This window comes from Fusobacteriaceae bacterium, from assembly GCA_031272775.1.
Lineage (GTDB): Bacteria > Fusobacteriota > Fusobacteriia > Fusobacteriales > Fusobacteriaceae > JAISST01.
In genome coordinates, this window is sequence record JAISTB010000037.1 from 48,715 (window position 1) to 74,188 (window position 25,474).

General features: G+C 54.8%; 23 protein-coding genes, 1 tRNA gene and 1 other annotated feature. Of the genes, 23 read left to right on the forward strand and 1 reads right to left on the reverse strand.

Features of this window, described 5'->3' with window-relative positions; genetic code table 11:
• Nucleotides 1–353: 353 nt before the first annotated feature.
• The 4 genes from LBQ97_08835 to LBQ97_08850 are packed head-to-tail and all read left to right on the forward strand — an operon-like array spanning nucleotide 354 to nucleotide 3,685.
• Nucleotides 354–1,190, forward strand: a complete 837-nt coding sequence (locus LBQ97_08835; GenBank protein ID MDR1832814.1) for a toxin-antitoxin system YwqK family antitoxin — start codon at nucleotides 354–356, stop codon at nucleotides 1,188–1,190.
• A 37-nt stretch (nucleotides 1,191–1,227) separates the two neighbouring features.
• Complete coding sequence (locus LBQ97_08840; GenBank protein MDR1832815.1) at nucleotides 1,228–2,151, forward strand: toxin-antitoxin system YwqK family antitoxin; 924 nt, start codon at nucleotides 1,228–1,230, stop codon at nucleotides 2,149–2,151.
• A 30-nt stretch (nucleotides 2,152–2,181) separates the two neighbouring features.
• Nucleotides 2,182–3,000 carry a toxin-antitoxin system YwqK family antitoxin gene (locus LBQ97_08845; protein MDR1832816.1) on the forward strand — a complete coding sequence of 273 codons (819 nt, stop codon included), beginning with the start codon at nucleotides 2,182–2,184 and terminating at the stop codon, nucleotides 2,998–3,000.
• Between the two features lie 16 nt (nucleotides 3,001–3,016).
• Nucleotides 3,017–3,685, forward strand: coding sequence for an alpha/beta hydrolase (locus tag LBQ97_08850; protein MDR1832817.1), 669 nt, complete (start codon nucleotides 3,017–3,019; stop codon nucleotides 3,683–3,685).
• A 28-nt stretch (nucleotides 3,686–3,713) separates the two neighbouring features.
• Here LBQ97_08850 and LBQ97_08855 read toward each other — a convergent pair whose 3' ends face one another.
• A complete protein-coding gene (locus LBQ97_08855; GenBank protein ID MDR1832818.1) occupies nucleotides 3,714–4,532 on the reverse strand; it encodes a TSUP family transporter in 819 nt (272 codons plus the stop codon).
• 451 nt (nucleotides 4,533–4,983) lie between these two features.
• On the opposite strand from LBQ97_08855, the gene LBQ97_08860 reads away from it, so the two are divergent.
• The 19 genes from LBQ97_08860 to LBQ97_08950 all read left to right on the forward strand — a co-directional run bounded on the left by LBQ97_08860 (nucleotide 4,984) and on the right by LBQ97_08950 (nucleotide 25,399).
• Nucleotides 4,984–6,048 carry a branched-chain amino acid aminotransferase gene (locus LBQ97_08860; protein ID MDR1832819.1) on the forward strand — a complete coding sequence of 355 codons (1,065 nt, stop codon included), beginning with the start codon at nucleotides 4,984–4,986 and terminating at the stop codon, nucleotides 6,046–6,048.
• 19 nt (nucleotides 6,049–6,067) lie between these two features.
• Nucleotides 6,068–6,589: a hypothetical protein gene (locus LBQ97_08865; GenBank protein MDR1832820.1), complete on the forward strand. Its 522-nt coding sequence runs from the start codon at nucleotides 6,068–6,070 to the stop codon at nucleotides 6,587–6,589.
• Nucleotides 6,590–6,602: 13 nt separating this feature from the next.
• A complete protein-coding gene (locus LBQ97_08870) occupies nucleotides 6,603–8,330 on the forward strand; it encodes a carbon starvation protein A (GenBank protein MDR1832821.1) in 1,728 nt (575 codons plus the stop codon).
• Between the two features lie 158 nt (nucleotides 8,331–8,488).
• Nucleotides 8,489–9,145: a bifunctional 4-hydroxy-2-oxoglutarate aldolase/2-dehydro-3-deoxy-phosphogluconate aldolase gene (locus tag LBQ97_08875; GenBank protein MDR1832822.1), complete on the forward strand. Its 657-nt coding sequence runs from the start codon at nucleotides 8,489–8,491 to the stop codon at nucleotides 9,143–9,145.
• 168 nt (nucleotides 9,146–9,313) lie between these two features.
• Nucleotides 9,314–9,466 carry a 50S ribosomal protein L33 gene (rpmG, locus tag LBQ97_08880; GenBank protein MDR1832823.1) on the forward strand — a complete coding sequence of 51 codons (153 nt, stop codon included), beginning with the start codon at nucleotides 9,314–9,316 and terminating at the stop codon, nucleotides 9,464–9,466.
• A 43-nt stretch (nucleotides 9,467–9,509) separates the two neighbouring features.
• Nucleotides 9,510–9,585 (forward strand) — tRNA-Trp (locus tag LBQ97_08885).
• A 25-nt stretch (nucleotides 9,586–9,610) separates the two neighbouring features.
• Nucleotides 9,611–9,790, forward strand: a complete 180-nt coding sequence (secE, locus tag LBQ97_08890; GenBank protein ID MDR1832824.1) for a preprotein translocase subunit SecE — start codon at nucleotides 9,611–9,613, stop codon at nucleotides 9,788–9,790.
• A gap of 1 nt (nucleotide 9,791) precedes the next feature.
• On the forward strand, nucleotides 9,792–10,409 hold the full coding sequence (gene nusG, locus LBQ97_08895) for a transcription termination/antitermination protein NusG (GenBank protein ID MDR1832825.1): 618 nt from the start codon (nucleotides 9,792–9,794) through the stop codon (nucleotides 10,407–10,409).
• A 44-nt stretch (nucleotides 10,410–10,453) separates the two neighbouring features.
• Nucleotides 10,454–10,882, forward strand: coding sequence for a 50S ribosomal protein L11 (gene rplK / locus LBQ97_08900; protein ID MDR1832826.1), 429 nt, complete (start codon nucleotides 10,454–10,456; stop codon nucleotides 10,880–10,882).
• Nucleotides 10,883–10,984: 102 nt separating this feature from the next.
• Nucleotides 10,985–11,689, forward strand: coding sequence for a 50S ribosomal protein L1 (gene rplA / locus LBQ97_08905; protein MDR1832827.1), 705 nt, complete (start codon nucleotides 10,985–10,987; stop codon nucleotides 11,687–11,689).
• 3 nt (nucleotides 11,690–11,692) lie between these two features.
• Nucleotides 11,693–11,835 (forward strand) — a sequence feature (ribosomal protein L10 leader region).
• An 18-nt stretch (nucleotides 11,836–11,853) separates the two neighbouring features.
• The gene (gene rplJ, locus LBQ97_08910; protein MDR1832828.1) at nucleotides 11,854–12,369 is read left to right on the forward strand and encodes a 50S ribosomal protein L10; all 516 of its coding nucleotides are present in this window, start codon (nucleotides 11,854–11,856) and stop codon (nucleotides 12,367–12,369) included.
• 48 nt (nucleotides 12,370–12,417) lie between these two features.
• Nucleotides 12,418–12,786, forward strand: a complete 369-nt coding sequence (gene rplL / locus LBQ97_08915; protein ID MDR1832829.1) for a 50S ribosomal protein L7/L12 — start codon at nucleotides 12,418–12,420, stop codon at nucleotides 12,784–12,786.
• A 207-nt stretch (nucleotides 12,787–12,993) separates the two neighbouring features.
• Nucleotides 12,994–16,482 (forward strand): DNA-directed RNA polymerase subunit beta, encoded by a 3,489-nt coding sequence (gene rpoB, locus LBQ97_08920; GenBank protein MDR1832830.1) that lies wholly within the window; start codon nucleotides 12,994–12,996, stop codon nucleotides 16,480–16,482.
• Between the two features lie 64 nt (nucleotides 16,483–16,546).
• Complete coding sequence (gene rpoC, locus LBQ97_08925) at nucleotides 16,547–20,521, forward strand: DNA-directed RNA polymerase subunit beta' (GenBank protein ID MDR1832831.1); 3,975 nt, start codon at nucleotides 16,547–16,549, stop codon at nucleotides 20,519–20,521.
• 21 nt (nucleotides 20,522–20,542) lie between these two features.
• Entirely contained in the window at nucleotides 20,543–21,421 is an 879-nt protein-coding gene (locus LBQ97_08930) for a DUF1732 domain-containing protein (protein MDR1832832.1), read from the forward strand.
• 35 nt (nucleotides 21,422–21,456) lie between these two features.
• Nucleotides 21,457–22,044, forward strand: a complete 588-nt coding sequence (gene gmk / locus LBQ97_08935) for a guanylate kinase (GenBank protein ID MDR1832833.1) — start codon at nucleotides 21,457–21,459, stop codon at nucleotides 22,042–22,044.
• Nucleotides 22,022–22,252 (forward strand): DNA-directed RNA polymerase subunit omega, encoded by a 231-nt coding sequence (gene rpoZ / locus LBQ97_08940; protein ID MDR1832834.1) that lies wholly within the window; start codon nucleotides 22,022–22,024, stop codon nucleotides 22,250–22,252. Before gmk ends, rpoZ begins: the two co-directional genes overlap by 23 nt.
• On the forward strand, nucleotides 22,239–23,258 hold the full coding sequence (locus tag LBQ97_08945) for an FAD:protein FMN transferase (protein ID MDR1832835.1): 1,020 nt from the start codon (nucleotides 22,239–22,241) through the stop codon (nucleotides 23,256–23,258). The genes rpoZ and LBQ97_08945 overlap by 14 nt, the downstream gene beginning before the upstream one ends.
• Nucleotides 23,259–23,365: 107 nt before the next feature.
• On the forward strand, nucleotides 23,366–25,399 hold the full coding sequence (locus tag LBQ97_08950; protein ID MDR1832836.1) for a sodium-translocating pyrophosphatase: 2,034 nt from the start codon (nucleotides 23,366–23,368) through the stop codon (nucleotides 25,397–25,399).
• Nucleotides 25,400–25,474: the final 75 nt, after the last annotated feature.

Genomic DNA, 25,474 nt, shown 5'->3' on the forward strand with positions numbered 1-25,474 from the left:
GGCCGCTCTTTCCGGATCTATGCCCACGAATCCCGGATTTGATGAAAAAAATGCATAATTTTTTCCGGGGAATTTTCCATTTTGCTCTTGACATTTCTCTTGAAATATGGTAAATATGATAGTGTAAACTTGTCGACAAGATAAAAATTGCCAGCGGTGTAAATATAGTGCGTGTATTTATACCCGAAACAAGTTTTACCTATCCTCATGATGTCCTATTAAACGAAGACCTGTTTTACATAGAACGGGTCTTCGTTTATTTTTCCCTTTGAGGAAGTACTTGAAAAGGAAGCCGCTTTGTGTTAGAATAAATTGTAGATCACGAAGAAATCAAAACGAGCGGGAGACGCAAAATGAAAAGAATTCTATGGGCCCTGTGTTTTGTGGCCGCGTTGAATATTAGCGCCGCGGGGGCGGGCGTTACGGAACTGGCCCGGGGCGAAGACGGGCTGACGTACGACGCCGGGAGCGGCGCCCCCTACACGGGGACGGCCGCCGATTACTATGAAGGCGGCGGGAAAAAAGCGGACATCCCCTTTGCGAACGGGAAAATTCACGGGATCCTGAAGCTCTACCACGAAAACGGGAATTTGCAGGGGGAAATTTCCTACAAGGACGGGATCGCCGACGGCATTGTCCGGGAATATTACGAGAGCGGCCTTTTGAAAACGGAAACGCTCTACCGGGACGGGCTCAGGAACGGCATGACCAAATCCTATTACGAAAACGGGAAAATCAAATCCTTCGCCAATTTTGCAGCCGACAAGAAAAGCGGCGTCGAAAAAATCTACGACGTCGACGGCAATCTGCTCTCGGAAACGGAATACGCCGGAGGTCTGCGCAACGGGGAGGCCAAACGCTGGTCCGCCGACGGGACCCTGATCGAGGAGGCCAATTACCGGAACGATAACTATGACGGCGTGATCCGCCGTTATTACCGGAACGGGAAACCCGCGACGGAAGTGACCTACAAAGACGGCAAGGTCAGCGGAAAGGCCAGACAGTTCAGCGAAAGCGGCGAGGAACGAAATCCGCAGGGCAAGCTGGAAGGGCTCAAGGACGGCGGTAAAGCGCCCGAACTGAAAATCCACGGAAATATTCCCGACGAGGAGAAAGACGCCCCGGCGGCTTCAAAGAAAAAGCCGGAAAAAAAGCCCGTGGAAAAGAAGACCGAAACAAAAAAGAAGTGAACGAGCATAAAAAAGTCATAAAGATGAGGGTTGAACGATGAAAAAAATACTGATTGCGATCATGTTGTGCGCGGCGGCGCTCTGCGCCAAAGTCGTCAATTCCGGCGACCTTGAAAAAAGGAACGGACTCTGGTATGAGACGAAACAGACGAAACCCTTCAGCGGGACGGCCAGGGCTTTTTACGAAGGGGGGCAGACGCGCACGGAGCTGAGCTTTGTGGAAGGCGTCCCCGAAGGCCCCTCCAAAGGCTATTTCCCCGACGGTAAACTGCGGTCGGAGGGCAATTTTGCCCAAGACAAAAAGACCGGCGTCTGGAAGCACTATTTTGAAAACGGGAACGTGCAGATCGTGGAGGAATACAGCGGCGACAGCTGCGTTGTCCGCGAGTATTACGAAAGCGGAATCCTTTCCATGGAGCGGGTCATCAAAGACGGCAAGCTCAACGGCCCCCTCAAATGGTACTATGAGACCGGGAAGCCCCAGGGGGAATGCAATTTTACCGACGACCTCCAGGACGGCGTCGAAACAAAATATTACGAAGACGGCGTCACGAAAAAATCCGAATACGCCTGGGTCAAGGGCGTCATTACCGGCCGCGGGGCGGAATATTACCCGGGCGGAGCGCTCAGGATCGAGGCGCAGTACAAGGATGACAAGAAGGACGGGCTTTACCGGGAGTTTTTCGAGGGCGGCGGCCTTCTGGGCGAGGTAAATTTCGCCGGCGACAAAAGGGAGGGCCTCTTGAAGCAGTACGACGCGGCGGGGAAGCTGATCCTCGAAGTGCCTTACAAAGACGATCTCAAAGAGGGCCTCATGAAGGAATATTTCCCCACGGGACAGGTCAAGACGGAAGCGGCCTTCTCCAAGGACCTTCTGAACGGATTCGTCAAGGAATATGACGAAAAGGGTAATGTGATTACAACAGTCGAATTCAGGGACAATGAACCCCTGGTCAAATAGGGATTCGGCAGGAAAGCAGGTGATTTGCAGATGAAACGAATACTGATTTTATACGCGTTTACATTTTCTCTGCTGACGATCGCGGCCACACTCGACAAAAGCAAAGTCGTCCAGAAAGACGGCCTTCTGTATGAGATCAAACGCAACAAGCCGTTTACCGGCGTGGTCAAAGGGACCTGGGAAAACGGATCCCCGGAATTTGAGGGGACATTCGCCAAGGGGATCGCCGACGGCCCCTTCCGGAGTTTTTATGACAACGGCATGCCCGAAAAGGAAATCGCCTACGCGGCGGGGAAAAAGGAAGGTCCCTCGCGGCTCTTTTACCGGAACGGAAAACTCAAAAAAGAGGCCCTTTACAAAGATGACCGGCTCGAAGGGGTCGTGACCGATTATTACGAGAGCGGCGCGAAAAAATCGGAAATCGCCTACGTCGCGGACAAAAAAAACGGCGAAGCCAGAATTTACGGCAAGAACGGGACCCTCAGCGACGTGATCCCCTACCGGGACGACAAGATTCACGGCGTCGCGAAGAAATTTGACGAAAACGGAAAACCCAAAAGCGAGATCAGCTATGAAAATAACGTCAAGAACGGACCCGGCACCTATTATCACAAAAATGGGAACGTGAGGGCAAGGGTGACCTGGGAGCGGAACAAGCTGGGCAAGCTCGTCCAGGTCTATGACGAGAAGGGAAAACTCGAAGACACCGTGACCTTTACCGAAGAGGATTTCGAGCAAAAGAAAAAGGCGGTAAAGCCGCCCGCGAAAAAGCCCGCAAAGGCGAAGAAAGCGCCGGCCAAGCCTGCCCAAGCGGCAAAGGCGAAGAAAGCGGCCGCCGCGAAAAAATGAAAACAGGTGAAAAGGGATGCGTTATCGCGTAATACTGGCCCACGGCTTCGGGAAATCCTACCGGGACATGGAGCCCCTCGAAAAAAACCTGACCGCCTTGGGCTACGAGGTGGACAATTTGAATTTTCCGCTGACCTTTCCGGCCATCGAAAAATCCGCGGGCATTCTCCGGGGATTTTTATTGGATCTCAAAGAAAGAGGGCTCTCCGACGAGGACGAAATCGTTCTGATCGGCTACGGCCTGGGCGGCGTCCTGATCGAAAAGACCCTGGCGGATCCGGAAGTCCGGGATATCGTCGACAAGATCCTCCTGATCGCGTCCCCCGTGCGGGATTCGGTGATCAGGCGGCGGATCAAGCGCATATTTCCCCTGCTGGACAAGATCTTCAAGCCCCTCAAAGCCCTCAAAAAAGGCAGGAAGTTCGCGATCGACAATCCCCGGGTGGAGATCGGGGTCATCATCGGGACCGAACCCTGCGGCTTTTTCAAAAAATGGCTCGGCGAGTACAGCGACGGCGTCCTGAGCCGCAAGGAATGCGAGCTGGATACGGCCAAGGACACGCTGGTCCTGCCTCTTGTACACAAGGAAATTCATAAAAAGCCGGGCACGGCCAAATACATCAGCGAATTCATCACCAAGGGGAAGTTCCGGGTCTATACGGAAACCTTCCATCGGAGCGAATGACGCGGGGCGAAAGGGTTTCGCCCTTTTTTTATCGGAAAAGCCCGGCCAAAAGCTCCGTCACGTTGAGGTGGAAGACGGACTCAAGGATCATCTTCGTGAGCACGATCCCGGTCACCGTAAGAAACACCGGCTTGATCAGGCGGCTGCCGCCCTTGACGGCAAAGCGCGCGCCGAGGAAGCCCCCGACCATCATGACGAGGCCGATGGAGACGGCCAGCAAATAGTGGGCCTTGCCGAAAATCGAGAACATGATCACGCTGGCGACGTTGCTCGCGAGGTTGTAGACCTTGGCGTTGCCGCTGGCGTTGGGAAAATCATAGCCCAGGATCTTGACGAGCCCGAAGATCAGGAAGGAGCCTGTGCCCGGTCCGAAAAACCCGTCGTAAAAGCCCATGACGAAGGCCATGAGCCCCCAATGCAGCGTGTTTTTTCGCGTGAGACCGCGGAACTCGTTTTTCGTTCCCATATTTTTATTGTACAAAGTATAGCAAAGTACGCCCAGGAGCATCACAATGGCAATGGGGTACAGCCAGTCCGCCTGGACAAAGCGGACGACCGTGAAGACGCCGAGGGCGGCCCCGATAAAAGAGCAGAGGACTGTTTTCCCGGCGAGCCGCCAGTTGACCAGGCCCGACTGGGCGAATTTGGCGAAGCTCGAAGTCGCGGAAAAGAAAGCCCCGATTTTGTTCGTTCCCAGGGCGATGTGGGGCGGAAGGCCCGAGGCCAGCCAGGCCGGGAGCGTGATGAGCCCGCCGCCGCCCGATATGGCGTCGATAAAGGCCGCGCAAAAGCAGGCGAGGGCGAGGAAAATCAGCGAAGCGGGTCTGAGTCCGAATAAGGTCGGCAAGGTAACATCTCCTTTGTTTCCCGGATTACCCGTATAGAATACCACAAATCGCGAAAAATGGCAACGGGTATTTGAAAATTCCGCTTACGCGCTTCGCTTTGTCGCTTTGTGACAACATTTTTCAAAAAAAGCTTGCAAAAATGGATGAATTAGGCTATAATAGGGAAAAAGTTTTTGGATTTTCATCAATTTTACAAAAATTACAAAAATCAAGGTGACCCTATGTTTGAAACAAGCATGAGATTGATCGTCTATATTCTACTGCTTTCGTGGAGTTATTACAATCTCATATAGCGTATCAAAGATCGGTTTCAAAGGATAAATATTCCGATGTCAAGTATTGCGGAACAGGGGCAGGAATTTTCCAAACATGGAAAATGTTCACATTCAGCAAAATGAATTTCATTTGACAACCAGATCAGGTTGTCTTTTTGATTAAAGGGGGGTTCAAATGAACATTACAAAGGTAAAGGCGGCAACGCTGAAAGCGAAACCGGATTGGAGCGATCTCGGATTCGGCAAGTATTTTACGGACTACATGTTTACGATGGAATACACGGAAGGAACGGGCTGGCACGACGCCAAAATCGTTCCCTACGGACCCGTATCCCTCGATCCGGGCGCCATGGTGCTCCATTACGCCCAGGAAGTTTTTGAAGGTATGAAGGCCTATAAGGCCAAAGACGGGAGAATTCTCATTTTCCGGCCCGAAATGAACGCGCGGCGCATGATGCGTTCCTGCGACCGGCTTGTGATGCCCCAACTGCCCGAGGAAATGTTCGTGGAAGCGGTCGAGGCCATTGTATCGGCCCAGAAAGACTGGGTTCCGGCCCTTCCGGGGACGACGCTCTACATTCGGCCCTTTATGTATGCCGATGACGTCGTGATCGGGGTGCATCCCGGCAAGACCTACAAATTCGTGATTATCCTGACTCCCGTGGGCAGCTATTACGCCGAGGGCATCAACCCCGTCAAGATCCACGTGGAGGAGGAATATGTCCGGGCGGCCAAGGGCGGCACGGGTTTCTGCAAATGCGGCGGCAACTACGCGGCCAGCATCATCGCCCAGGAAAAGGTCATGAAGGAAGGCTACGCCCAGGTGCTGTGGCTCGACGGCGCCGAGCGTAAATACGTCGAGGAAGTGGGCACCATGAACGTCATGTTCAAGATCGACGGCGAGGTCTGGACCGCGCCGCTGGACGGGAGTATCCTGCCCGGCGTGACCAGGGACTCCTGTATCGCGATTCTCAAGGACTGGGGCGTCAAGGTGCGGGAAGAGCTGATTCCCATTGATTTTCTCATGGACGCGGGCAAATCCGGAAAATTGGAAGAAGCCTTCGGCGTCGGGACGGCGGCCGTGATTTCCCCCATCGGACTTCTGCGCTACAAGGGCGATATCGTCACCATCAACGACTTCAAGACCGGCCCCCTCGCGAAAAAACTCTATGATTTTTTGACCGGTATGCAGTACGGGGATCTGCCCGACAAATACGGCTGGATCCATGAGGTAAAGTAAATCAAAAAGGACGAAGGCAGTGGAAATCAAAACCTATTTCGATAAACTGACGGAAGTCTACAGACACGATTTTGACATGATCACCCCCGTGGAGATCGGCGGAAAAAAATATCTCGGCTACGGGCATTTTTACGGGAAATCCGCCCGCTATGTGCTTGTAAAGCGGGCCACGCTCTGGACCGCCGAGGCTTTCGAACACGTGGTGTTCATGGCCGGCGGGGAGGATCTCGAGGCGGATTTCGCGGAAGCGCGCCACTTGATCGAAAACCACATGGAGGAAAACTATGTCAGAAACGGCAATAAATACCCGGAAAAAGACCATATGTACAGTTTTTTAACGGTTGTGATATTGACAAATCTGACTTTTGGGGGTATCATAAGAGAAAAGGTCAACAAATATAAATTTACTAAGAATTATATGTTTACTGTCCGTGGTTATTCAGAAGGGAGAATAATCATGGTAAACGTAGAAAATCAGGATATACTACTGAGCAGAGCCGCTAAAAAAATGGAAAAATTTTTTAAAACAATTTTTAGTTAGGAGGAGGAACAAAATGAGTAGCTTGGCAATCTTATTAGGATCCATCGTGATTTTCATCATTGCTTATCTGACTTACGGTTCCTGGCTCGCGAAAACATGGGGAATTGATCCCACCAAGGAGACGCCCGCCCACACGGAAGACGACGGCGGCGTGGACTATGTACCGGCAAAGGCGCCTGTACTCCTGGGGCATCATTTCGCTTCGATCGCGGGCGCGGGCCCGATTAACGGACCGATCCAGGCGGCTGTGTTTGGATGGGTACCCGTATTTTTGTGGATCGTGATCGGAGGCATTTTCTTCGGCGCGGTACAGGACTTTTCGGCCATTTTCGTTTCCATTCGCCACAAGGGACATTCCCTCGGCGAGGTTATTGAGGAGAATATCAGCCACCGCTGCAAGATCCTGTTCAGCGTATTCGCGTGGTTGGTACTTCTGCTGGTCGTAGCTGCCTTCGCGGATATCGTGGCTTCTTCGTTTAACGGATTTGCCCTGAAAAAAGAAGTTGTGGACGGCGTGGAAAAAGTCGTGCAGGTGGCCAATGACAACAACGGCTCCGTGGCGACGGCGTCCATGCTCTTCATTCCCCTGGCGGCCCTCTTCGGCTTCCTCGTTTACAGAAAGAACGCCCCGCTTTTGGTATCGAGCGTTGTGGGCGTAGCGTTGCTGGCCCTTTGCGTAGTCGGCGGACTGGCGTTCCCGATTCACATGAGCAAGAACTTCTGGCTCATCGTGATCTTCCTCTACATTGTTGTCGCTTCCGTAACGCCGGTGTGGATCCTGTTGCAGCCCAGGGATTATCTGAACAGCTTCCTGCTGTACTTCATGATGATCGCGGCCGTTGTGGGCATCGTGGGGACGAACCCCGCCGTGAGCATTCCCGCTTCCACGGGCTGGTTCGCCAATAACGCCGCCAAATGGCCCATGTTCCCCTTCCTGTTTATTACGGTAGCCTGCGGCGCCATTTCCGGTTTCCACAGCATCGTAGGATCGGGCACGACCTCCAAGCAGCTGGACAATGAAAAAGACGCGAAGATGATCGGATACGGCGGCATGTTGATCGAGTGCGTACTCGCCGTCATTTCCCTTCTGACGATCGCTTCCCTGGGCTATGAAGGCGCCAAGGGAATGGCGCCGCCTGTTGTATTCGCGACCGCCATCAAGAATTTCTTCGTGAACCTGGGCTTCGGCGCCTGGGCCGCAAACGCCACCTTTACGGTTATCCTGCTGGCCATTTCCGCCTTTGCGCTGACTTCCCTTGACACAGCCACAAGACTGGGCCGCTATATTTTCCAGGAGCTCTTCGCTTCCAAAGACGCCAACAGCAAGAACCCGCTGAACAACATGTTCGTCGCGACGATCATTACCGTATTCTTCGGCGGAATCCTGTGTATGGGCGGCTATCTCAACATCTGGCCGCTGTTCGGCGCCTGCAACCAGCTCGTAGCCGTTCCCGCGTTCCTCGCGGCGGCCACGTACCTCGGAAACAGAGGCCGGAACAACAAGATGTTCTATTTCCCGACAATCTTCATGATGGCGGCTTGTATGGTATCCCTGTTTATGAGCTTTATCGCCAACGTGAAAATCCTTGCCGCCGGAAACGGAAAGCTTCTCGTTCAGGGGCTGCAGACCGTTGTGATCGTACCGATTTTCGTACTGGCCATTCTGCTCTTCGTAGAAGGCTGGAAGACCATCGTGAACCCCCGCAAGGCAAAACTTGCCCAGGAACAGAGCGGCAAATAAGCGAAACGCTTGACGCAACAAGACAATTGAATAGGAAAAATCCGGGGCTGCCGCTTATGCGGCAGCCTCTTGTATTGGCGATAATTTCCCAAAAAAATCTTGCCACAAAGGAAAATATGCGCTATAATGAGGTATAGCGAAATGATCGGGAGGAAAAGATGTCGGGATCCGTCATCAAACTGATTGAACAATATAAAATCGTCGCGATCATCCGGGGCCTCTACGGACCGGCTCTGCTGAACCTGGCGGCAGCCCTGTACGCGGGCGGGATCCGGCTCCTTGAAGTGACCTTTGATCAAAGCGACCCCGACTGCCTCCGGAAAACCCCGGCGGCCATCGCGGAATTGCGCGAGCGCCTGGGAGAGGACATGCGCTTCGGGGCGGGAACGGTCTTGAGCGCGGAGCAGGCCAAAGCGGCCGGTCGGGCCGGAGCGGAATTTATCATTTCGCCCGATACGAAGGCGGCTGTCGTCGAAACCACAAAGGCCATGGGTCTTGTGTCGATCCCCGCGGGGATGACGCCCACGGAGATCCTCCGCGCCCACGAGCTGGGCGCCGATATGGTAAAGGTCTTCCCGGCGGCGTGGCTGGGCCTTTCCTGGTTTAAGGACATCCGGAGCCCCGTCAATCATGTGCCCATGATGGCCACGGGGGGCGTCAGCGAGGAAAACCTCGGGGCCTACCTGGCGGCCGGTTACGCGGCGGCAGGCATCGGCGGCCGTCTGACGGACAAGAATCTCATCGCTCTGGGGCGCTTTGACGAGCTCACGAAGCGGGCGGCGGCCTGTGTGCGGGCGGCGGAGGCAGCAAACTGACGCGCCGGAAATTTCGCGACTCCGCAGAAAAAACAATTGACAAGGCCCCTGAAATATGATAAAATATCAAATGTCTGAAATTCCAGACATACAAAAACTCTGTCACCACAGACGCCTGTCTGCGGGAGGATCTCATGATTTGATACCGTTTAAGAGTGGAGGTGTAAAATGCGCGTCAATATCCAGTTGGAATGTACGGAATGCAAGAGAAAGAATTACGTGACGACCAAAAACAAGAAAAATACCACGGAACGCTTGGAATTGCATAAATTCTGTCCCTGGGACAACAAAGTCACAGTGCACAAAGAAACGAAGAAATAACGGCCGGGCGGCTCAATTCCGCGTCGGTCGCTGAGGAACGCACAGGTCAATGGCTCAATTGGCAGAGCATCGGTCTCCAAAACCGAGGGTTGGGGGTTCGAATCCCTCTTGACCTGCCAGAAAATAATCAGGTGAATGATATAAATGAGTGTACGAAAGATCATAGAAGAGTATTCCAAGGTCCAATGGCCGAAAAAGAGCGAAGTCATTGAGGCGACGGCGTGGGTTATCACCATGAGCGTCGTGCTGAGCGTCTATTTGGGCATTTTTGACTTTGTAGCCAATACGCTGTTGAAGCGACTCGTCATGTTGTTTGGAGGATAGGATGGAAGCTGAAAAAAGAGTGGAAAAAACCATTGTCAAGCGCTGGTTTATGATTCACACCTATTCAGGCTATGAGAAAAAAGTCAAGACCGACCTCGAGCAAAAGATTGAGACCCTCGACCTGGCCGATATTGTTACCCGGCTTCTGGTGCCGGAGGAAATTTCCAACGAAATCGTCCGCGGCAAAAAGAAAGTGGTCGCGAGAAAGCTGTTTCCGGGCTATGTGATGCTGGAAATGACGGCGACCCGGGAAGAAAGCAGCGACGGCATCTATTTCAAAGTGGATCCCGAAGCGTGGTTTCATATCCGGAACACCAACGGCGTCACGGGTTTCGTGGGCGTCGGCTCCGACCCCATTCCCATGGAGGAGGACGAAGTCAAGAACATCTTTCGTATGACGGGCCTGGATCTGCCGGACGACATGAAAGTCCCCAAGGCGCAGGTCAAGATCAACTTCAAACTGGGCGATACGGTCAAGATTCTCGGCGGCGGCTTCAGCGGCCATCAGGGAAGCGTGTCCGAAATTGACATGGAACAGCAGAAAGCCAAGGTTATGATCGAAATGTTCGGGCGGATGACCCCGGTGGAAGTGGAATTCGGAAGCCTGGAAAAATACTGAGAGACCGGTTGAATACCGGCTTCATTTAGGAGGAACGGAAAAAAATGGCAAAGAAAGAAGTAATCGGACAGATAAAACTGCAGTTGCCTGCGGGTAAGGCAAATCCGGCGCCCCCGGTGGGACCTGCCCTCGGACAGCACGGCGTGAACATCATGGAGTTTTGCAAGGCCTTCAACGCCAAGACCCAGGAAAAGGCGGGATGGATCATCCCCGTCGTCATCACGGTCTACAACGACAGGAGTTTCACATTTATCACGAAGACCCCCCCGGCCTCGGATCTCTTGAAGAAGGCGGCCAACATCGAAAAAGCCGCGAAAAATTCCAAGACGGACACGGCGGGAACCATTACGACGGCAAAATTGAGAGAACTGGCCGAGACGAAGATGACCGACCTCAACGCCTCTTCCGTGGAAGCGGCCATGAAGGTACTGGCGGGTTCCGCCCGCTCCATGGGCATCAAAATCGCCGACTGATTCCGGCGGTTCGGACAAATATCCATCCTTCCGGCCAAGGCGCGGAGGGCACATTCAGTGGTAGGAGCAATCCGTTTACCCACATAAGGAGGAACAAAAGCAATGGCAAAGCACGGAAAAAAGTATGCGGAAGTCGCAAAACTCATCGATAGACAGAAGCTGTACGACGTCAAGGAAGCGATCGAAGTCGTGGAAAAGACCCGGACGGCAAAATTTGTGGAAACCGTGGAAGTCGCCCTGAGACTGGGCGTAGACCCGCGGCACGCGGACCAGCAGATCCGGGGTACGGTCGTACTCCCCAACGGGACCGGCAAAACGGTGCGGATCCTGGCCATCACCCAGGGCGACAACATCGAAAAGGCCAAGGCGGCCGGAGCCGACTACGCGGGCGCCGAGGAATACATCACCCAGATCCAGCAGGGCTGGCTTGATTTTGACCTCGTGATCGCGACCCCCGATATGATGCCCAAATTGGGTAAACTGGGAAAAATTCTGGGCACCAAGGGGCTCATGCCGAATCCCAAGTCCGGCACCGTGACCCCCAATATCGAAACGGCCATCCAGGAATTCAAAAAAGGAAAACTGGCTTTCCGCGTGGACAAGCTGGGTTCCATTCATGTGCCGATCGGCAAGGTCGATTTCGGCTCCGACAAGATCGAGGAGAACTTCAAGACCTTCATCGACCAGATCATCAAGCTGAAACCCGCGGCCTCCAAGGGGACCTACCTCAGGACCGTGGCGATTTCGCTGACCATGGGACCGGGCGTGAAGCTGGATCCGGCTCTCGTGACCAAATATGTTGGATAACTTCTTACGATAAAATCCAAACCAAAGACCGCAGGGGGCGAAAGCCTTAAATATCCTGCCGAGGTTTGATTATTTCATTCACAAACCTCAGATGCAGCACACCCCGTGTCAGCCCTTGCGGCTGCGGGGGGTATTTTGATGAAATGAGGAGGTGAAAAATCAGAATGGCAACACAAGCAAAGAAAGATCAGGTGGCGCTCCTGACGAAAAAAATCCAAGACGCCCAGTCCTTCGTTCTGATTGATTATCAGGGAATTACGGTAAACGAAGAAACGGAACTCAGAAGAAAAATGAAGGCGGCCGGGGCGGAATATCTGATCGCCAAGAACCGTCTGTTCAAGATCGCTTTGAAAGACGCCGGCGTAGACGAGAGCTTTGACGACGTCCTCGAAGGGACGACGGCCTTCGCCTTCGGGTTTACGGATCCGGTGGCGCCCGCGAAGATTGCCTATGACCTTTCCAAGGCCAAGGAAAAAGAAAAGCGGTTCAAGATCAAAGGCGGATTTCTGACCGGCAAGAGAGTACAGGAAGCCGACGTGAAAGCGCTGGCCTTACTGCCTTCAAGGGATCAGCTCCTGTCCATGGTGCTGAACGCGATGCTGGGACCGGTACGGAAGCTGGTCTACGCGACGGTGGCTATCGCCGACAAGAAGGAAGGAACGGCGGCCGCGGCGCAGTAAAAGTTTATCATGATCAATTCATTCGAATCGAAGGAGGAGTACAAGCAAATGGCATTCAATAAAGAGCAATTTATTGCGGATTTGGAGGGCATGACGGTTCTGGAACTCAAAGAACTCGTTTCGGCCCTGGAGGAACATTTCGGCGTGACGGCGGCTGCGCCTGTGGCGGTAGCGGCTGCGGGCCCGGCGGCGCCTGTGGAAGAGGAAAAGAATTCCTTTGACGTGACCCTGACGGCGGCGGGACCCAACAAGATCGCGGTCATCAAAGAAGTCAGAACCATCACGGGCTTAGGCCTCAAAGAAGCGAAAGACCTCGTAGATAAGGGCGGCGTTATCAAAGAAGGCGCATCCAAGGAAGACGCGGACGCGATCAAAGAAAAACTCACAGCCGCAGGAGCAACGATAGAATTAAAGTAAACGCTTTTGTTCGACACTAATCAAATAGGCACTCTACAGGGAACAGAGTGCCTTTTTAGTGACGAATCCGGTGTCCGTCGTTTTTCAATTTTTTGTTGGATATTTTATCAATTGCAAATATCATCGCGATTTGCGGGCATTCTCCAACTTTATTTTCAATTGACAAAATAAGAATATATTATAGCAACAGACAAGGGGTGTGAATGAATGGGGAAATTAATCGAAAGATTAAATTTTGGAAGAATCAATGAAAGAGGTACCATGCCGCACTTTCTGGAATTCCAACTGGACTCCTACGAAGACTTTCTGCAGGTCAACGTGACGCCGGACAGCCGGGAAAACAAGGGCCTGGAATCGGCGTTCCGGGAGGTTTTTCCCGTGGAATCCTCCAACGGGGATATCCGCCTGGAATATATCTCCTACGAGCTGCATGAGGCGGAACCACCATTAAATTCCGAACTGGAATGCAAAAGAAGGGGCAAGACCTTCTCGGCTTCCCTCAAGGTAAGATTGAGACTCATCAACAAAAAAAGCGGAAACGAGATCCAGGAATCGCTGGTCTATTTCGGTGAAGTGCCCATGATGACCGAAAGGGCCACATTCATCATCAACGGCGCCGAGCGCGTCGTCGTGACCCAGCTCCATCGTTCCCCCGGCGTGTCCTTTGACAAGGAACAAAACATTCAGACCGGAAAGGACCTTTATTCCGGCAAGATCATTCCCTACAAGGGCACGTGGCTTGAATTCGACACCGACAAAAATGATTTCCTCTCCGTCAAGATCGACAGAAAGAAAAAGGTACTGGCGACGGTATTTTTGAAGGCCGTGGATTTTTTCGAAAACAATACGGAAATCAAAGACTTTTTCCTGGAAACCAAGACCATCAACATCGAATCGGTCGTGAACAAGTACAAAGACAAGCTTGAGGCCAAAGGGGCCCTCCGGAAATCCATCGAAAAGAGCTTCATCAAAGAAGAAGTTTACGATCAGGAAACCGGCGAAGTCATTATCGACGCCAACACCGTCATCGACGAGACGATCATCGACATCCTGATCTCGAGCAAAGTGGGCGACGTGGTCTATTGGGAAGTCAAACCCGAAGACAGTCTCATCGCCAATACGCTTTTGAACGACAATACCCAGACCCGGGAAGACGCCGTTACCGAAGTCTTCCGGAAATTGCGGCCCGGGGATCTTGTGACCGTGGAATCGGCCCGGAGTCTCATCCGGCAGATGTTTTTCAATCCGCAGCGTTACGATCTCGAACCCGTGGGCCGCTACAAGATGAACAAGCGGCTCGGTCTGGACATTCCCGAAAATGAGATTCTGCTGACCCGGGACGACATCATCGCCACCATGAACTATGTGATCGGGCTCAACAACGGCGTCGGCCACGTGGACGACATCGACAACCTCTCCAACCGCCGTGTCCGCGGAGTCGGAGAGCTGCTCTTGATGCAGATCAAGGCCGGCATTTCCAAGATGGGCAAGATGGTCAAGGAAAAGATGACCGTGCAGGAAGCGGCCACATTGACCCCCCAGTCTCTTTTGAATACACGGCCCCTCAACGCCCAGATCCAGGAATTCTTCGGATCGGGCCAGCTGTCGCAGTTTATGGATCAGTCCAATCCGCTGGCGGAGCTGACGCACAAAAGAAGAATTTCGGCCCTCGGTCCCGGCGGCCTCTCGCGGGAACGGGCGGGTTTTGAAGTGCGCGACGTGCACGATTCCCATTACGGACGGATCTGCCCCATTGAGACGCCGGAAGGTCCCAACATCGGCCTGATCGGATCCCTGGCGATTTACGCCCGGATCAACAAATACGGATTTATCGAGACCCCCTATGTCAAGGTGGTCAACGGGACGGCGGATTTCGGCTTTGTCGAATACCTGACCGCCGACGCCGAGGAAGGGCTCTACTTTGCCCAGGCCGATACGACCATCGACAAGAAAAACCGGCTCAAGGGCGATATCGTCTGCCGCTACGGCCACGAGATCGTGAAAGTCAGCGCCGAAAAGGTGGATTACCTCGACGTGTCGCCGAAGCAGGTGGTGTCCGTCTCAGCCGGACTAATCCCCTTCCTGGAGCATGACGACGCCAACCGGGCCCTCATGGGATCCAACATGCAGCGTCAGGCCGTACCCCTTTTGCGGACCGAAGCCCCCTATATCGGGACGGGACTCGAGCGCAAGGTGGCCATCGACTCCGGGGCCGTGGTGACCTCCAAAGTCAGCGGCGTCGTGACCTATATGGACGCGAGCCAGATCGTCATCACCGACGCCGACGAAAGAAAACACAAATACAAGCTCCTGAATTTTGAACGCTCCAACCAGTCCATGTGCCTGCACCAGATTCCCATCGTCTCCATCGGGGAAACGGTCGAGGCCGGCGACATCATCGCCGACGGGCCTTCGACCTGCAAAGGGGATTTGGCGCTGGGAAAGAACATCCTCATGGCCTTTATGCCCTGGGAGGGCTACAACTACGAGGACGCGATCCTCGTTTCCGACAGACTGCGCAAGGACGACGTGCTGACGTCGATCCACGTCGAGGAATATGAAATCGAAGCCCGGGCCACAAAGCTGGGCGACGAGGAAATTACCCGGGAAATTCCCAACGTGTCCGAGGAATCCCTGAGAAACCTCGATTCCCGAGGCATCATCACCATAGGCTCCGAAGTGGGCCCCGGCGACATCCTCGTGGGCAAGACCGCCCCCAAGGGGGAAACGGAACCCCCGGCCGAAGAAAAACTGCTTCGGGCCATATTCGGAGAAAAGGCCAGAGACGTGCGCGATACCTCGCTTCGGATGCCCCACGGCTCCAAGGGAACCGTCGTCGACATTCTGGAACTCTCGCGGGAAAACGGCGACGAGCTCAAGGCCGGCGTCAACAAGGCCATCCGGGTTCTCGTGGCCGAGAAGCGTAAAATCACCGTAGGCGACAAAATTTCCGGCCGCCACGGCAACAAGGGCGTCGTGTCCCGGGTACTCCCGGCCGAAGACATGCCCTTCCTGGCCGACGGCACCCATGTGGACATCGTCCTCAATCCCCTGGGCGTACCTTCCCGTATGAATATCGGGCAGGTTCTCGAGGTTCATCTGGGCCTCGCCATGGGCAAATACGAAGGCGGCGCCTACATTTCGACCCCCGTTTTCGACGGGGCCTCCGAAAACCAGATCAAGGAATTTCTCGAAAAGACCGGTTATCCCCGGAGCGGCAAAGTCGATCTCTACGACGGCCGGACCGGCGACAAGTTTGACAGCCAGATCACCGTGGGCGTCATGTATATTCTGAAGCTGCACCATTTGGTGGAAGACAAGATGCATGCCCGGGCCATCGGTCCCTATTCCCTCGTGACGCAGCAGCCCTTGGGCGGCAAGGCCCAGTTCGGCGGCCAGAGACTGGGGGAAATGGAAGTGTGGGCCCTCGAAGCCTACGGCGCGTCTACGATCCTGCAGGAAATGCTGACCGTCAAGTCCGACGACATCACCGGACGGACGAAGACCTACGAGGCCATCATCAAAGGGGAGGAAATGCCCGAGCCGGATCTGCCCGAATCCTTCAAGGTACTGCTGAAGGAATTCCAGGCCCTGGCCCTCGACATCGAACTCTTTGACGATGACGGCAAACTGATCAACATCGACGAGGAAATCAGCAAGGAAGACGCTACCATGCCGGAAAATCCCGCTATCTGAGTCGGAAAGCGCGCTTTCCGCACAGCAACAAAAGTCCAATCGTAAAAAGGAGGCTTTGCAATCGATGGGAATCGGAAATTTTGAAAGAATTCGGATCAGATTGGCTTCTCCCGACAAGATCCTCGAATGGTCCCACGGAGAAGTGACAAAACCCGAGACAATAAACTACAGGACGCTGAATCCGGAGCGGGACGGTCTTTTTTGTGAAAAGATCTTCGGCCCCACAAAGGACTGGGAATGCGCCTGCGGCAAGTACAAACGGATGCGCTACAAGGGCCTTGTTTGTGAAAAATGCGGCGTGGAAGTCACCCGCTCCAAGGTGCGGCGGGAACGCATGGGCCACATTTCGCTGGCCGCCCCCGTATCCCATATCTGGTATTCCAAGGGGACGCCCAACAAGATGGCTCTCGTTCTGGGCATGTCGCCCAAAGAACTGGAATCCATCCTGTATTTCGCCCGCTACGTGGTCACAAAGCCCTTCGAGAACACACTCGAAGTCGGCAAAATCCTGACGGAAAAAGAATACAAATTATATAAACAATTGTACGGAAACAAATTCGAGGCCTTTATGGGCGCCGAAGCGATCCTGAAGCTCCTTGAGAGCATCAATCTCGAAGAGCTCCGCCAGACCCTCGAGGGGGAACTGGAAGAGGTCAATTCTTCCCAGAAAAGGAAAAAAGCCGTCAAAAGGCTTAAAATCGTGCGGGATTTTATCACTTTCGGCAACAAGCCCCAGTGGATGATCCTGCAAAACGTACCGGTCATCCCCGCGGACCTGCGCCCCATGGTGCAGCTGGACGGCGGCCGCTTCGCGACTTCCGACTTGAACGACCTCTACCGCCGCGTGATCAACCGGAACAACCGGCTGAAGAAGCTTCTGGAAATCCGGGCGCCGGAAATCGTCGTCAAAAATGAAAAACGGATGCTGCAGGAAGCCGTGGACGCCCTGATCGACAACGGCCGCCGGGGAAAACCCGTCGTGGCTCAGAACAACCGGGAACTCAAGTCCCTGTCCGATATGCTCAAGGGCAAACAGGGCCGCTTCCGTCAGAATCTGCTCGGAAAGCGCGTGGACTATTCGGCCCGTTCCGTTATCGTCGTGGGCCCCTCGCTGAAGATGAATCAGTGCGGAATTCCCAAGAAAATGGCGTTGGAGCTCTACAAACCCTTTATCATGCGGGAACTGGTCAAACGGGAACTGGCCACCAATATCAAGACCGCCAAAAAGCTCGTCGAAGAAGCGGACGACAAAGTCTGGGACGTTATCGAAGACGTGATCCAGGACCATCCGGTTCTGTTGAACCGGGCCCCCACGCTGCACCGGCTTTCGATCCAGGCCTTTGAGCCCGTACTGATCGAGGGAAAGGCCATCCGGCTCCACCCCCTCGTTTGTTCGGCCTTCAACGCCGACTTCGACGGCGACCAGATGGCGGTACATCTGATGCTCTCGCCCGAGGCCATCATGGAGGCCAAGCTTTTGATGCTGGCTCCCAACAATATCATCTCCCCCTCCAACGGGGAGCCCATCGCCGTCCATTCGCAGGACATGGTTATGGGTTGCTTTTACATGACGAAAGAAAAAGAAGGCGCCAAGGGGGAGGGGAAATCCTTCTCCAATATTCAACAGGCGCTGACGGCCCACCAGCAGGAGGTCATCGACACCCACGCCCTGATCAACGTCAGGATCAAGGGGGAAATGGTGACGACCACCGCCGGGCGGCTCATCTTCAACGAGATGTTGCCCGAATCGGACCGGGATTATACGGCTACTTACGACAAAAAAGTCCTGAAGAACCTCATCGCCCGTTTCTATGACGACCACGGCTTTACCATGACCGCGGACCTCATCAACAACATCAAGGACTTCGGTTATCATTACGCGGCCATTGCCGGCGTTTCCATCGGCATCGAGGACCTCGTGGTCCCCGAGGCGAAAAAGGAGATCCTCGAGCGGGCGGATAGAGAAATCGCGCGGATTGACAAGGATTACAAAGAAGGCAAGCTCATCAACGAGGAGCGCTACCGCCGGACTATCGAAGTATGGCGGGACGCCACCCAAAAGGTTACCGACGCCATGATGGCGGGACTGGACAAATTCAATCCCGTATACATGATGACGACGTCGGGGGCCCGGGGCAACGTGGACCAGATGAAACAGCTGGCGGCCATGCGCGGCAACATGTCGGATACCCAGGGCAAGATCCTCGAGGTGCCGATCCGGGCCAATTTCCGCGAAGGCCTCACGGTACTGGACTTCTTCATGTCCTCCCACGGCGCCCGCAAGGGTCTGACCGATACGGCGCTCCGGACGGCGGACTCGGGTTACCTGACCCGGCGTCTTGTGGACATTTCCCACGAAGTGATCGTCAACTCCGAAGACTGCGGTACCGAAGAGGGTATTGAGGTCAGCGAACTGACCAACGAAGGCCGGATCATCGAAAAGCTGGCTGACCGGATTTTGGGACGCGTACTGGCCGAAGACATCGAGCACAACGGCGAAATCATCGCCACAAGGAACACGATGATCGACCGGGCGCTTGTGGAAAAGATCGGAGCGCTTGACATCAAGAAAGTTAAGATCCGTTCGCCGTTGACCTGCGGCCTCGAAAAGGGCGTCTGCAAAAAATGTTACGGTATGGATCTTTCCAATCACAAGGAAATCCTGCTGGGCGAAGCCGTGGGCGTCATCGCGGCCCAGAGCATCGGGGAGCCCGGTACGCAGCTGACCATGCGGACCTTCCATACGGGCGGCGTGGCCATGGCCGAAAAACTGACGAATTCCACAAGGGCTGAAAACGGAGGCGTCGTCACGTTCCGTGAGATCAAACTCCTCGACGAGAACGCCAAAGACAAGATCGTCATCAGCCGGAACGGCAAGATCATCGTCGGCAACAACGATTACGATATTCCCACGGGGGCCCTCCTCCGCGTGGAAGAAGGCCATAAAGTAAAGGCCGGAGACATCCTCGCGACCTTTGACCCCTATCAGATTCCCATTATCTCAGACCACGAAGGAATCGTGGAATATCGAGACTTCGCGGTCAAGGAGACCAAGGACGACAAGCGCGACGTGACGGAGCACATGGTCGTTCGGAAGCTGGAAACCGGCGACGTGAACCCGCGACTGGAAATCTATGACGACCAGCGCAATATTCAGGGAAGTTACGACATCCCCTACAACGCCTATCTCATGGTCAAGGAAGGGGAACAGATCCGGCGCGGTCAGATCCTCGCCAAGATGATCCGCGAGGGCGGCGCCAACAAAGACATCACCGGCGGTCTTCCGAGGGTTCAGGAGCTCTTTGAGGCGAGAAACCCCAAGGGAAAGGCCATGCTCAGCGATATCGACGGCAGAGTCGAGATCACGAACAGAAAGAAAAAGGGCATGCGCGTCATTTCCATCAAATCGGAGGAAAACGCCAAGGAGATCCGGGAATATCTGATTCCGGCCGGAGAGCAGCTCGTCGTCACCGACGGGAGCCGAATCAAGGCCGGCGACAAGATCACCGACGGCGCCATTTCTCCCTTCGACATCCTCAACATCAAGGGTCTCGTGGCGGCCGAGCAGTTTATCCTCGAATCCGTGCAGCAGGTCTACCGCGAACAGAACGTAACCGTAAACGACAAGCACATCGAGATCATCGTCAAGCAGATGTTCAAGAAAGTCCGCGTCGTGAAATCGGGCGGATCCCTGTTCCTTGAGGACGAGGTCGTGGAAAAACGCATCGTGGAAATGGAAAACGCCAAACTCCGCGAGGCGGGCAAAGAACTCATCGAGTTCGAGCCCGTGATCCAGGGGATCACCAAGGCGGCCGTCAATACCGGCAGCTTTATTTCGGCGGCTTCGTTCCAGGAAACGACCAAGGTGCTGTCCAACGCGGCCATCGAAGGCAAGATCGATTACCTCGAAGGTCTGAAGGAAAACGTCATCATCGGCAAGCGGATCCCCGCGGGGACCGGCTACAGCGCCTACAAGAGAATCAAATTGCGCAAGGAAACGGAAGAGGAGAAAGCGGCCCTTCCGGAAGCGGCAAAATAAATCGGCACAAGGGAGCGCCCCATGCGAAGTATGACCGGATACGCGAAACTTTTCTTCGAAGACGACAGGTTTTCCCTGAAAATGGAGATTAAAAGTATCAACAATAAAAATCTCAACGTCAAGATCAAACAATCCTATATGCTGAATTATCTCGAACCCCAGATCCGGACGGAGCTCGCGCGACGGGTCACCAGGGGCAGCATCGACCTCAAGATCGAATTTACCGATAAGCGGGATATCGACAAGATGTTTACCTATGACAGGGATCTGACCGCCGCTTACGTGCATGTTCTCGATGAAATTGAGCGGGATTTTGAACAGACCTTTACGAACAAAATGGATATTCTGGTCAAGAATCTGAACGTCATCCAGAAAAACGATCCGGAATTCGACGAAAACGAGTACGGGGACTTTATCTTGGGCAAATTGGGAGAGCTGCTCGACAGCTTTGTGCGGAACAAAGAGGCCGAGGGCGGCCGGCTGACGGCCTATTTTCAAGAAAAGGCCGGAGTCCTCGCGCAAAAGGTCGCGGAAATCAAAAAGCACAAGGACAGCGTCGTGGAAAACTACCGGACGCTCCTTCTGGAGCGGCTCGGGAAGATCCGGGGCAATGTGGAGTTCAGCGAAAGCGACATCCTGAGGGAGATTCTCCTCTATACGGACCGCTCGGATATCTCCGAGGAAATTTCCCGTCTGGAGAGCCATTTGACTCAGCTGTCGGGTGATCTCTCGGCGGAGCGCGCCGTCATCGGAAAAAAGATTGAGTTTGTGCTGCAGGAAATCTTCCGGGAGCTCAATACCACAGGGGTCAAGTGCAATCTCTATGAGATCCAGGCCCTCGTGGTGGAGGCGAAAAACGAAGTGGAGAAGCTGCGGGAACAGATCATGAATATCGAATGACCCGCGACGCAATGAGCGGGAGTACAGGTGATCGGATGGCAAAGGGAAATCTGTTTGTGGTCTCGGGCCCCAGCGGTTCCGGAAAAACCACGGTTTGCGAACGGGTGCGGGACAGTCTGGGCATCGGTCTTTCCGTGTCCGCGACGACCCGCAAGCCCAGAAAAGACGAGCGGGACGGCGTCAAGTACCATTTTATGGACGAGGCCGAATTTGAGGCCCGGCGCGCCCGGGGCGAATTTCTCGAAACCAATTGCTACAACGGGAACTGGTACGGGACGCTCCTCTCGGAGGTGCGAAAATACACGGACCGGGGGCGGGACCTGATTTTGGAGATCGACGTCAACGGCGGGATGCAGGTGCGGGAGAAATGTCCCGAGGCCAGAATGATCTTTTTCCGGCCGCCGTCCATGGAAGACCTTGAGGCCCGGCTCCGGAACCGCGCCACGGACGATGAGGAGACCATTCAGAGCCGGCTCCGGAAGGCGGAAGAAGAGCTTCCCTTTGAGTCGGCCTACGACATGACCGTAGTGAACCATACCATAGAACAGGCCTGCGAAGATTTGACGCGGATTATACTCGGAGAAAGGAGAGGTGGTAACGATGAAAAAAGAAATCCTGTATGACGACCTGCTGAAACAGATCCCCAACAAGTACATCCTGACCATTGTCGGCGGCCAGCGGGCCCGCGAGATCGGCAAGGGCGCGGAGCTCCTGACCAAGTGCTCCAAGAAGGACACGGTCATCAAAAAAGTGTTCCGGGAAGTGGCCGACGGCAAGATCGGCTACATGGAAGCGGAAAAACAAAGCGGAGAACAAGTTGAAGAACAGTAAGTTTTTTGGCCTCTTTCTGCTTCCTCTGCTCTTTTTCGCCTGCGGGAAACCGGAGGTCAAAAAGTGGGACCGGGAGCAGTTTGTTTTCGGCACCTATATTGTGATCACGGTCTACGACGCCGACAAAAAGTTGGCAGAAAGCGCAATGGACGCGGCTTTCGCGGAAATGGTCCGCGTGGACCGGACATTCAACAGCAAGACCGAAGGCAGCCTTACGGATACGCTCAATCGAAAGCCCAATTCCCCCGGATCTCCCAAGGAGGTCCCGCTGGACGCCGAAGGGGAAGCGCTTTTTGACCGGATCCGGAGCGCCTTTTTATTGTCCGGCGGGGAATACGACGTGACGCTGGGCCCGCTAATGGCCCTCTGGCCCTTTGACCGGGCCGGAGACGCCGATTTGCGCGTTCCCGCGGCGGAAGAAATCGCCCGGGCCAGAGAGAAAGTCGATTTTTCCAAAGTCGTCTTCGGAGAAGGCAGACTGCGGATGGACTGGCCCGTCGAAGAAATCGACACGGGTTCCTTCCTCAAGGGCTACGCGCTTGGCAAAGCCCGGGACAAAATGGCTGAAATGGGCGTAAAAAGCGCGCTTTTGAGCAGCGTTTCCAGTATTGCCACAATCGGCGCGAAACCCGGCGGCGCTCCGTGGCGAATCGGCGTCCAGGATCCCGGAGACCCTTCGGGGGCCCTGGGGATTGTGGAACTCAACAACCGGTCCATGGGCGTTTCGGGAGATTACCAAACCTATGTGACCATAGAGGGGAAACGTTACCATCACATCCTGCAAAAATCCACGGGATATCCGGCCGGCGATAAAAAAATGGTCGTTGTCATTGCCCCTGACGCCTTCCTTGCCGACGTTTATTCCACATGTTTTTTTGTAATGCCGGTTGACAAAGTCCTGGACTTTGTGTATACTAATAAGTACCTCGATGTTTTGATTGTCAAATCGGACGGCAGTATTGCGGTATCCGAAAATTTTGATCTCATGAATACGAAAAAACCCTGACAGCCGGGGGGTTCTGACGATAGAGCATCGAACATTTTACTAAGGACGGTGTCAGAATGCGGCAAGTTGCAACAAAATCTTTTACATTTTTACGCGGAATTACCGGTTTGCAGCATGAATTGGTGATTCTGGGCGTCATCGGAGGAATCGTCGCCCTCGTGGCGGCGCTTTATTTTGCGAAGAAAGTTATGCGGTTCAGCATCAATATACCGGCGGTGGCGGATATTACGGAAGCGATCCGGGACGGGGCCATGGCCTTCCTGGCGGCGGAGTACAAGACGCTTTTGTGGTTCGTCGTGCTGGTGGCGGCGCTTTTGGGAATTCTCATCAACGTCAAAGTGTCGGTGACGTTTGTGGCCGGGGCTCTGACCTCGGCGGCGGCGGGCAATATCGGCATGCGGATTGCCACCCGGGCCAACGGGCGGACGGCCATCGCGGCCAATGAGGGGGGCCTTGCCCGGGCGCTGGACGTGGCCTTCGCGGGGGGCGCGGTTATGGGCCTTTCCGTTGTCGGCCTCGGCATGCTCCTGTTGTCGATCTTTTTAATTATCTACGATTTTGATATGGAAATCATTACGGGCTTCGGCATGGGCGCCTCGAGCATCGCACTCTTCGCCCGGGTCGGCGGCGGCATCTATACCAAGGCGGCCGACGTCGGCGCGGATCTTGTGGGAAAAGTGGAAGCGGGCATCCCCGAAGACGATCCCCGGAATCCCGCCACCATCGCCGATAACGTCGGCGACAACGTCGGCGACGTGGCCGGCATGGGCGCGGACTTGTTCGAGTCCTATGTGGGTTCCATCATCGCGGCCATGACCCTGGGCTGGACGATCTGGCGGCGGGCCGGAGGGGCCGACGGCGGCAATTTCGGCTTCATTTACGCGCCGGTTTTGATCGCGGCCTTCGGGATCTTCGGATCCATTCTGGCGACCTTGACCGTAAGGACTTCGGATCCCGCCAAGGTCTATGTGAAGCTGGAAAACGCGACCCGGATCGCGGGCCTGTTGTCCGTAGCGGGCGCCTGGATCGTCGTACGGGGTCTGGGGCTGCCTTTGGGCATCTTCTGGGCCATCGTGGCGGGTCTCGCCGCGGGCATCATCATCGCCTATTTTACGGGGCGCTATACGGATACGGGGCGGCGCTCGGTCAATAAAATCGCCGAGGCGGCCAAAACCGGACCGGCCACGACGATAATCGAAGGACTCGCCGTGGGCATGGAATCCACGGTCGCGCCTATCCTCGTCATTGCCCTCGTAATTGTCGTGGCTTATCGCGTATCGGGCGGGGCGGAGGCCTACGGGCTGTACGGAATCGCCGTCGCCGCCGTGGGCATGCTGGCCAGCACCGGCATGGTCGTCGCCGTGGACGCCTACGGGCCCGTGGCCGACAACGCCGGCGGCATCGCCCAGATGTCCAATATGCGGCCCGAAGTCCGGGAGACGACCGATATGCTGGACGCCGTGGGAAACTCCACGGCCGCCGTCGGAAAGGGTTTTGCCATCGGATCGGCCGCTTTGACTGCCCTTTCGCTCTTCGCGGCCTATCAGGAAGCCGTGGAAGCCACGGGGACGAAGATTTCACTTTTGATCTCCAATCCCCACGTCGTCGCGGGGCTCTTTACGGGCGGCATGCTGACCTTTCTCTTTTCGGCCTTGACCATGACCGCCGTGGGCCGGGCCGCCATGAAAATGGTCTATGAAGTGAGACGGCAGTTCCGGGAGATTCCCGGCATCATGGAAGGAAAGGCCAAGCCCGACTACAAGCGCTGCGTGGCGATCTCTACCCGGTCTGCCCTGAAAGAAATGATTTTCCCGGGTCTGCTGGCCGTGGTGGCCCCTGTGGTCATGGGCATCTACTCGGTGGAGGCCCTGGGCGGTATGCTGGCGGGTTCCCTCGTGACCGGCGTCTTGTTCGCCATCATGATGGCCAACTCCGGCGGCGCTTGGGACAACGCGAAAAAACAGGTGGAAAGCGGAATCTATGAAGACGGGAAAGGCTCCGAACGGCACAAGGCCACCATCGTCGGCGACACCGTCGGAGACCCCTTCAAGGATACGGCGGGACCCTCGCTGAACATCCTGATCAAGTTGATGTCCATTGTTTCTCTCGTGCTGGTTCCCTTTTTCACGAAGTTTTGTTAGACCGCGGGGCGACGCCGGCTTCCGCCTGAAACATTTTGATTTACAACGCATGAAAAAAGCGCTATAATATACTTA

Bases quoted from the DNA above. Each gene is read 5' to 3' on its own strand.
- rplL (MDR1832829.1), top strand. From the start codon at position 12,418: ATGGCATTCAATAAAGAGCAATTTATTGCGGATTTGGAGGGCATGACG.
- rplJ (MDR1832828.1), top strand. From the start codon at position 11,854: ATGGCAACACAAGCAAAGAAAGATCAGGTGGCGCTCCTGACGAAAAAA.
- LBQ97_08850 (MDR1832817.1), top strand. From the start codon at position 3,017: ATGCGTTATCGCGTAATACTGGCCCACGGCTTCGGGAAATCCTACCGG.
- rpoZ (MDR1832834.1), top strand. From the start codon at position 22,022: ATGAAAAAAGAAATCCTGTATGACGACCTGCTGAAACAGATCCCCAAC.
- nusG (MDR1832825.1), top strand. From the start codon at position 9,792: ATGGAAGCTGAAAAAAGAGTGGAAAAAACCATTGTCAAGCGCTGGTTT.
- LBQ97_08845 (MDR1832816.1), top strand. From the start codon at position 2,182: ATGAAACGAATACTGATTTTATACGCGTTTACATTTTCTCTGCTGACG.
- LBQ97_08835 (MDR1832814.1), top strand. From the start codon at position 354: ATGAAAAGAATTCTATGGGCCCTGTGTTTTGTGGCCGCGTTGAATATT.
- gmk (MDR1832833.1), top strand. From the start codon at position 21,457: ATGGCAAAGGGAAATCTGTTTGTGGTCTCGGGCCCCAGCGGTTCCGGA.
- rplK (MDR1832826.1), top strand. From the start codon at position 10,454: ATGGCAAAGAAAGAAGTAATCGGACAGATAAAACTGCAGTTGCCTGCG.
- LBQ97_08875 (MDR1832822.1), top strand. From the start codon at position 8,489: ATGTCGGGATCCGTCATCAAACTGATTGAACAATATAAAATCGTCGCG.
- rplA (MDR1832827.1), top strand. From the start codon at position 10,985: ATGGCAAAGCACGGAAAAAAGTATGCGGAAGTCGCAAAACTCATCGAT.
- LBQ97_08930 (MDR1832832.1), top strand. From the start codon at position 20,543: ATGCGAAGTATGACCGGATACGCGAAACTTTTCTTCGAAGACGACAGG.
- LBQ97_08870 (MDR1832821.1), top strand. From the start codon at position 6,603: ATGAGTAGCTTGGCAATCTTATTAGGATCCATCGTGATTTTCATCATT.
- LBQ97_08840 (MDR1832815.1), top strand. From the start codon at position 1,228: ATGAAAAAAATACTGATTGCGATCATGTTGTGCGCGGCGGCGCTCTGC.
- LBQ97_08860 (MDR1832819.1), top strand. From the start codon at position 4,984: ATGAACATTACAAAGGTAAAGGCGGCAACGCTGAAAGCGAAACCGGAT.
- secE (MDR1832824.1), top strand. From the start codon at position 9,611: ATGAGTGTACGAAAGATCATAGAAGAGTATTCCAAGGTCCAATGGCCG.
- rpmG (MDR1832823.1), top strand. From the start codon at position 9,314: ATGCGCGTCAATATCCAGTTGGAATGTACGGAATGCAAGAGAAAGAAT.
- rpoC (MDR1832831.1), top strand. From the start codon at position 16,547: ATGGGAATCGGAAATTTTGAAAGAATTCGGATCAGATTGGCTTCTCCC.
- rpoB (MDR1832830.1), top strand. From the start codon at position 12,994: ATGGGGAAATTAATCGAAAGATTAAATTTTGGAAGAATCAATGAAAGA.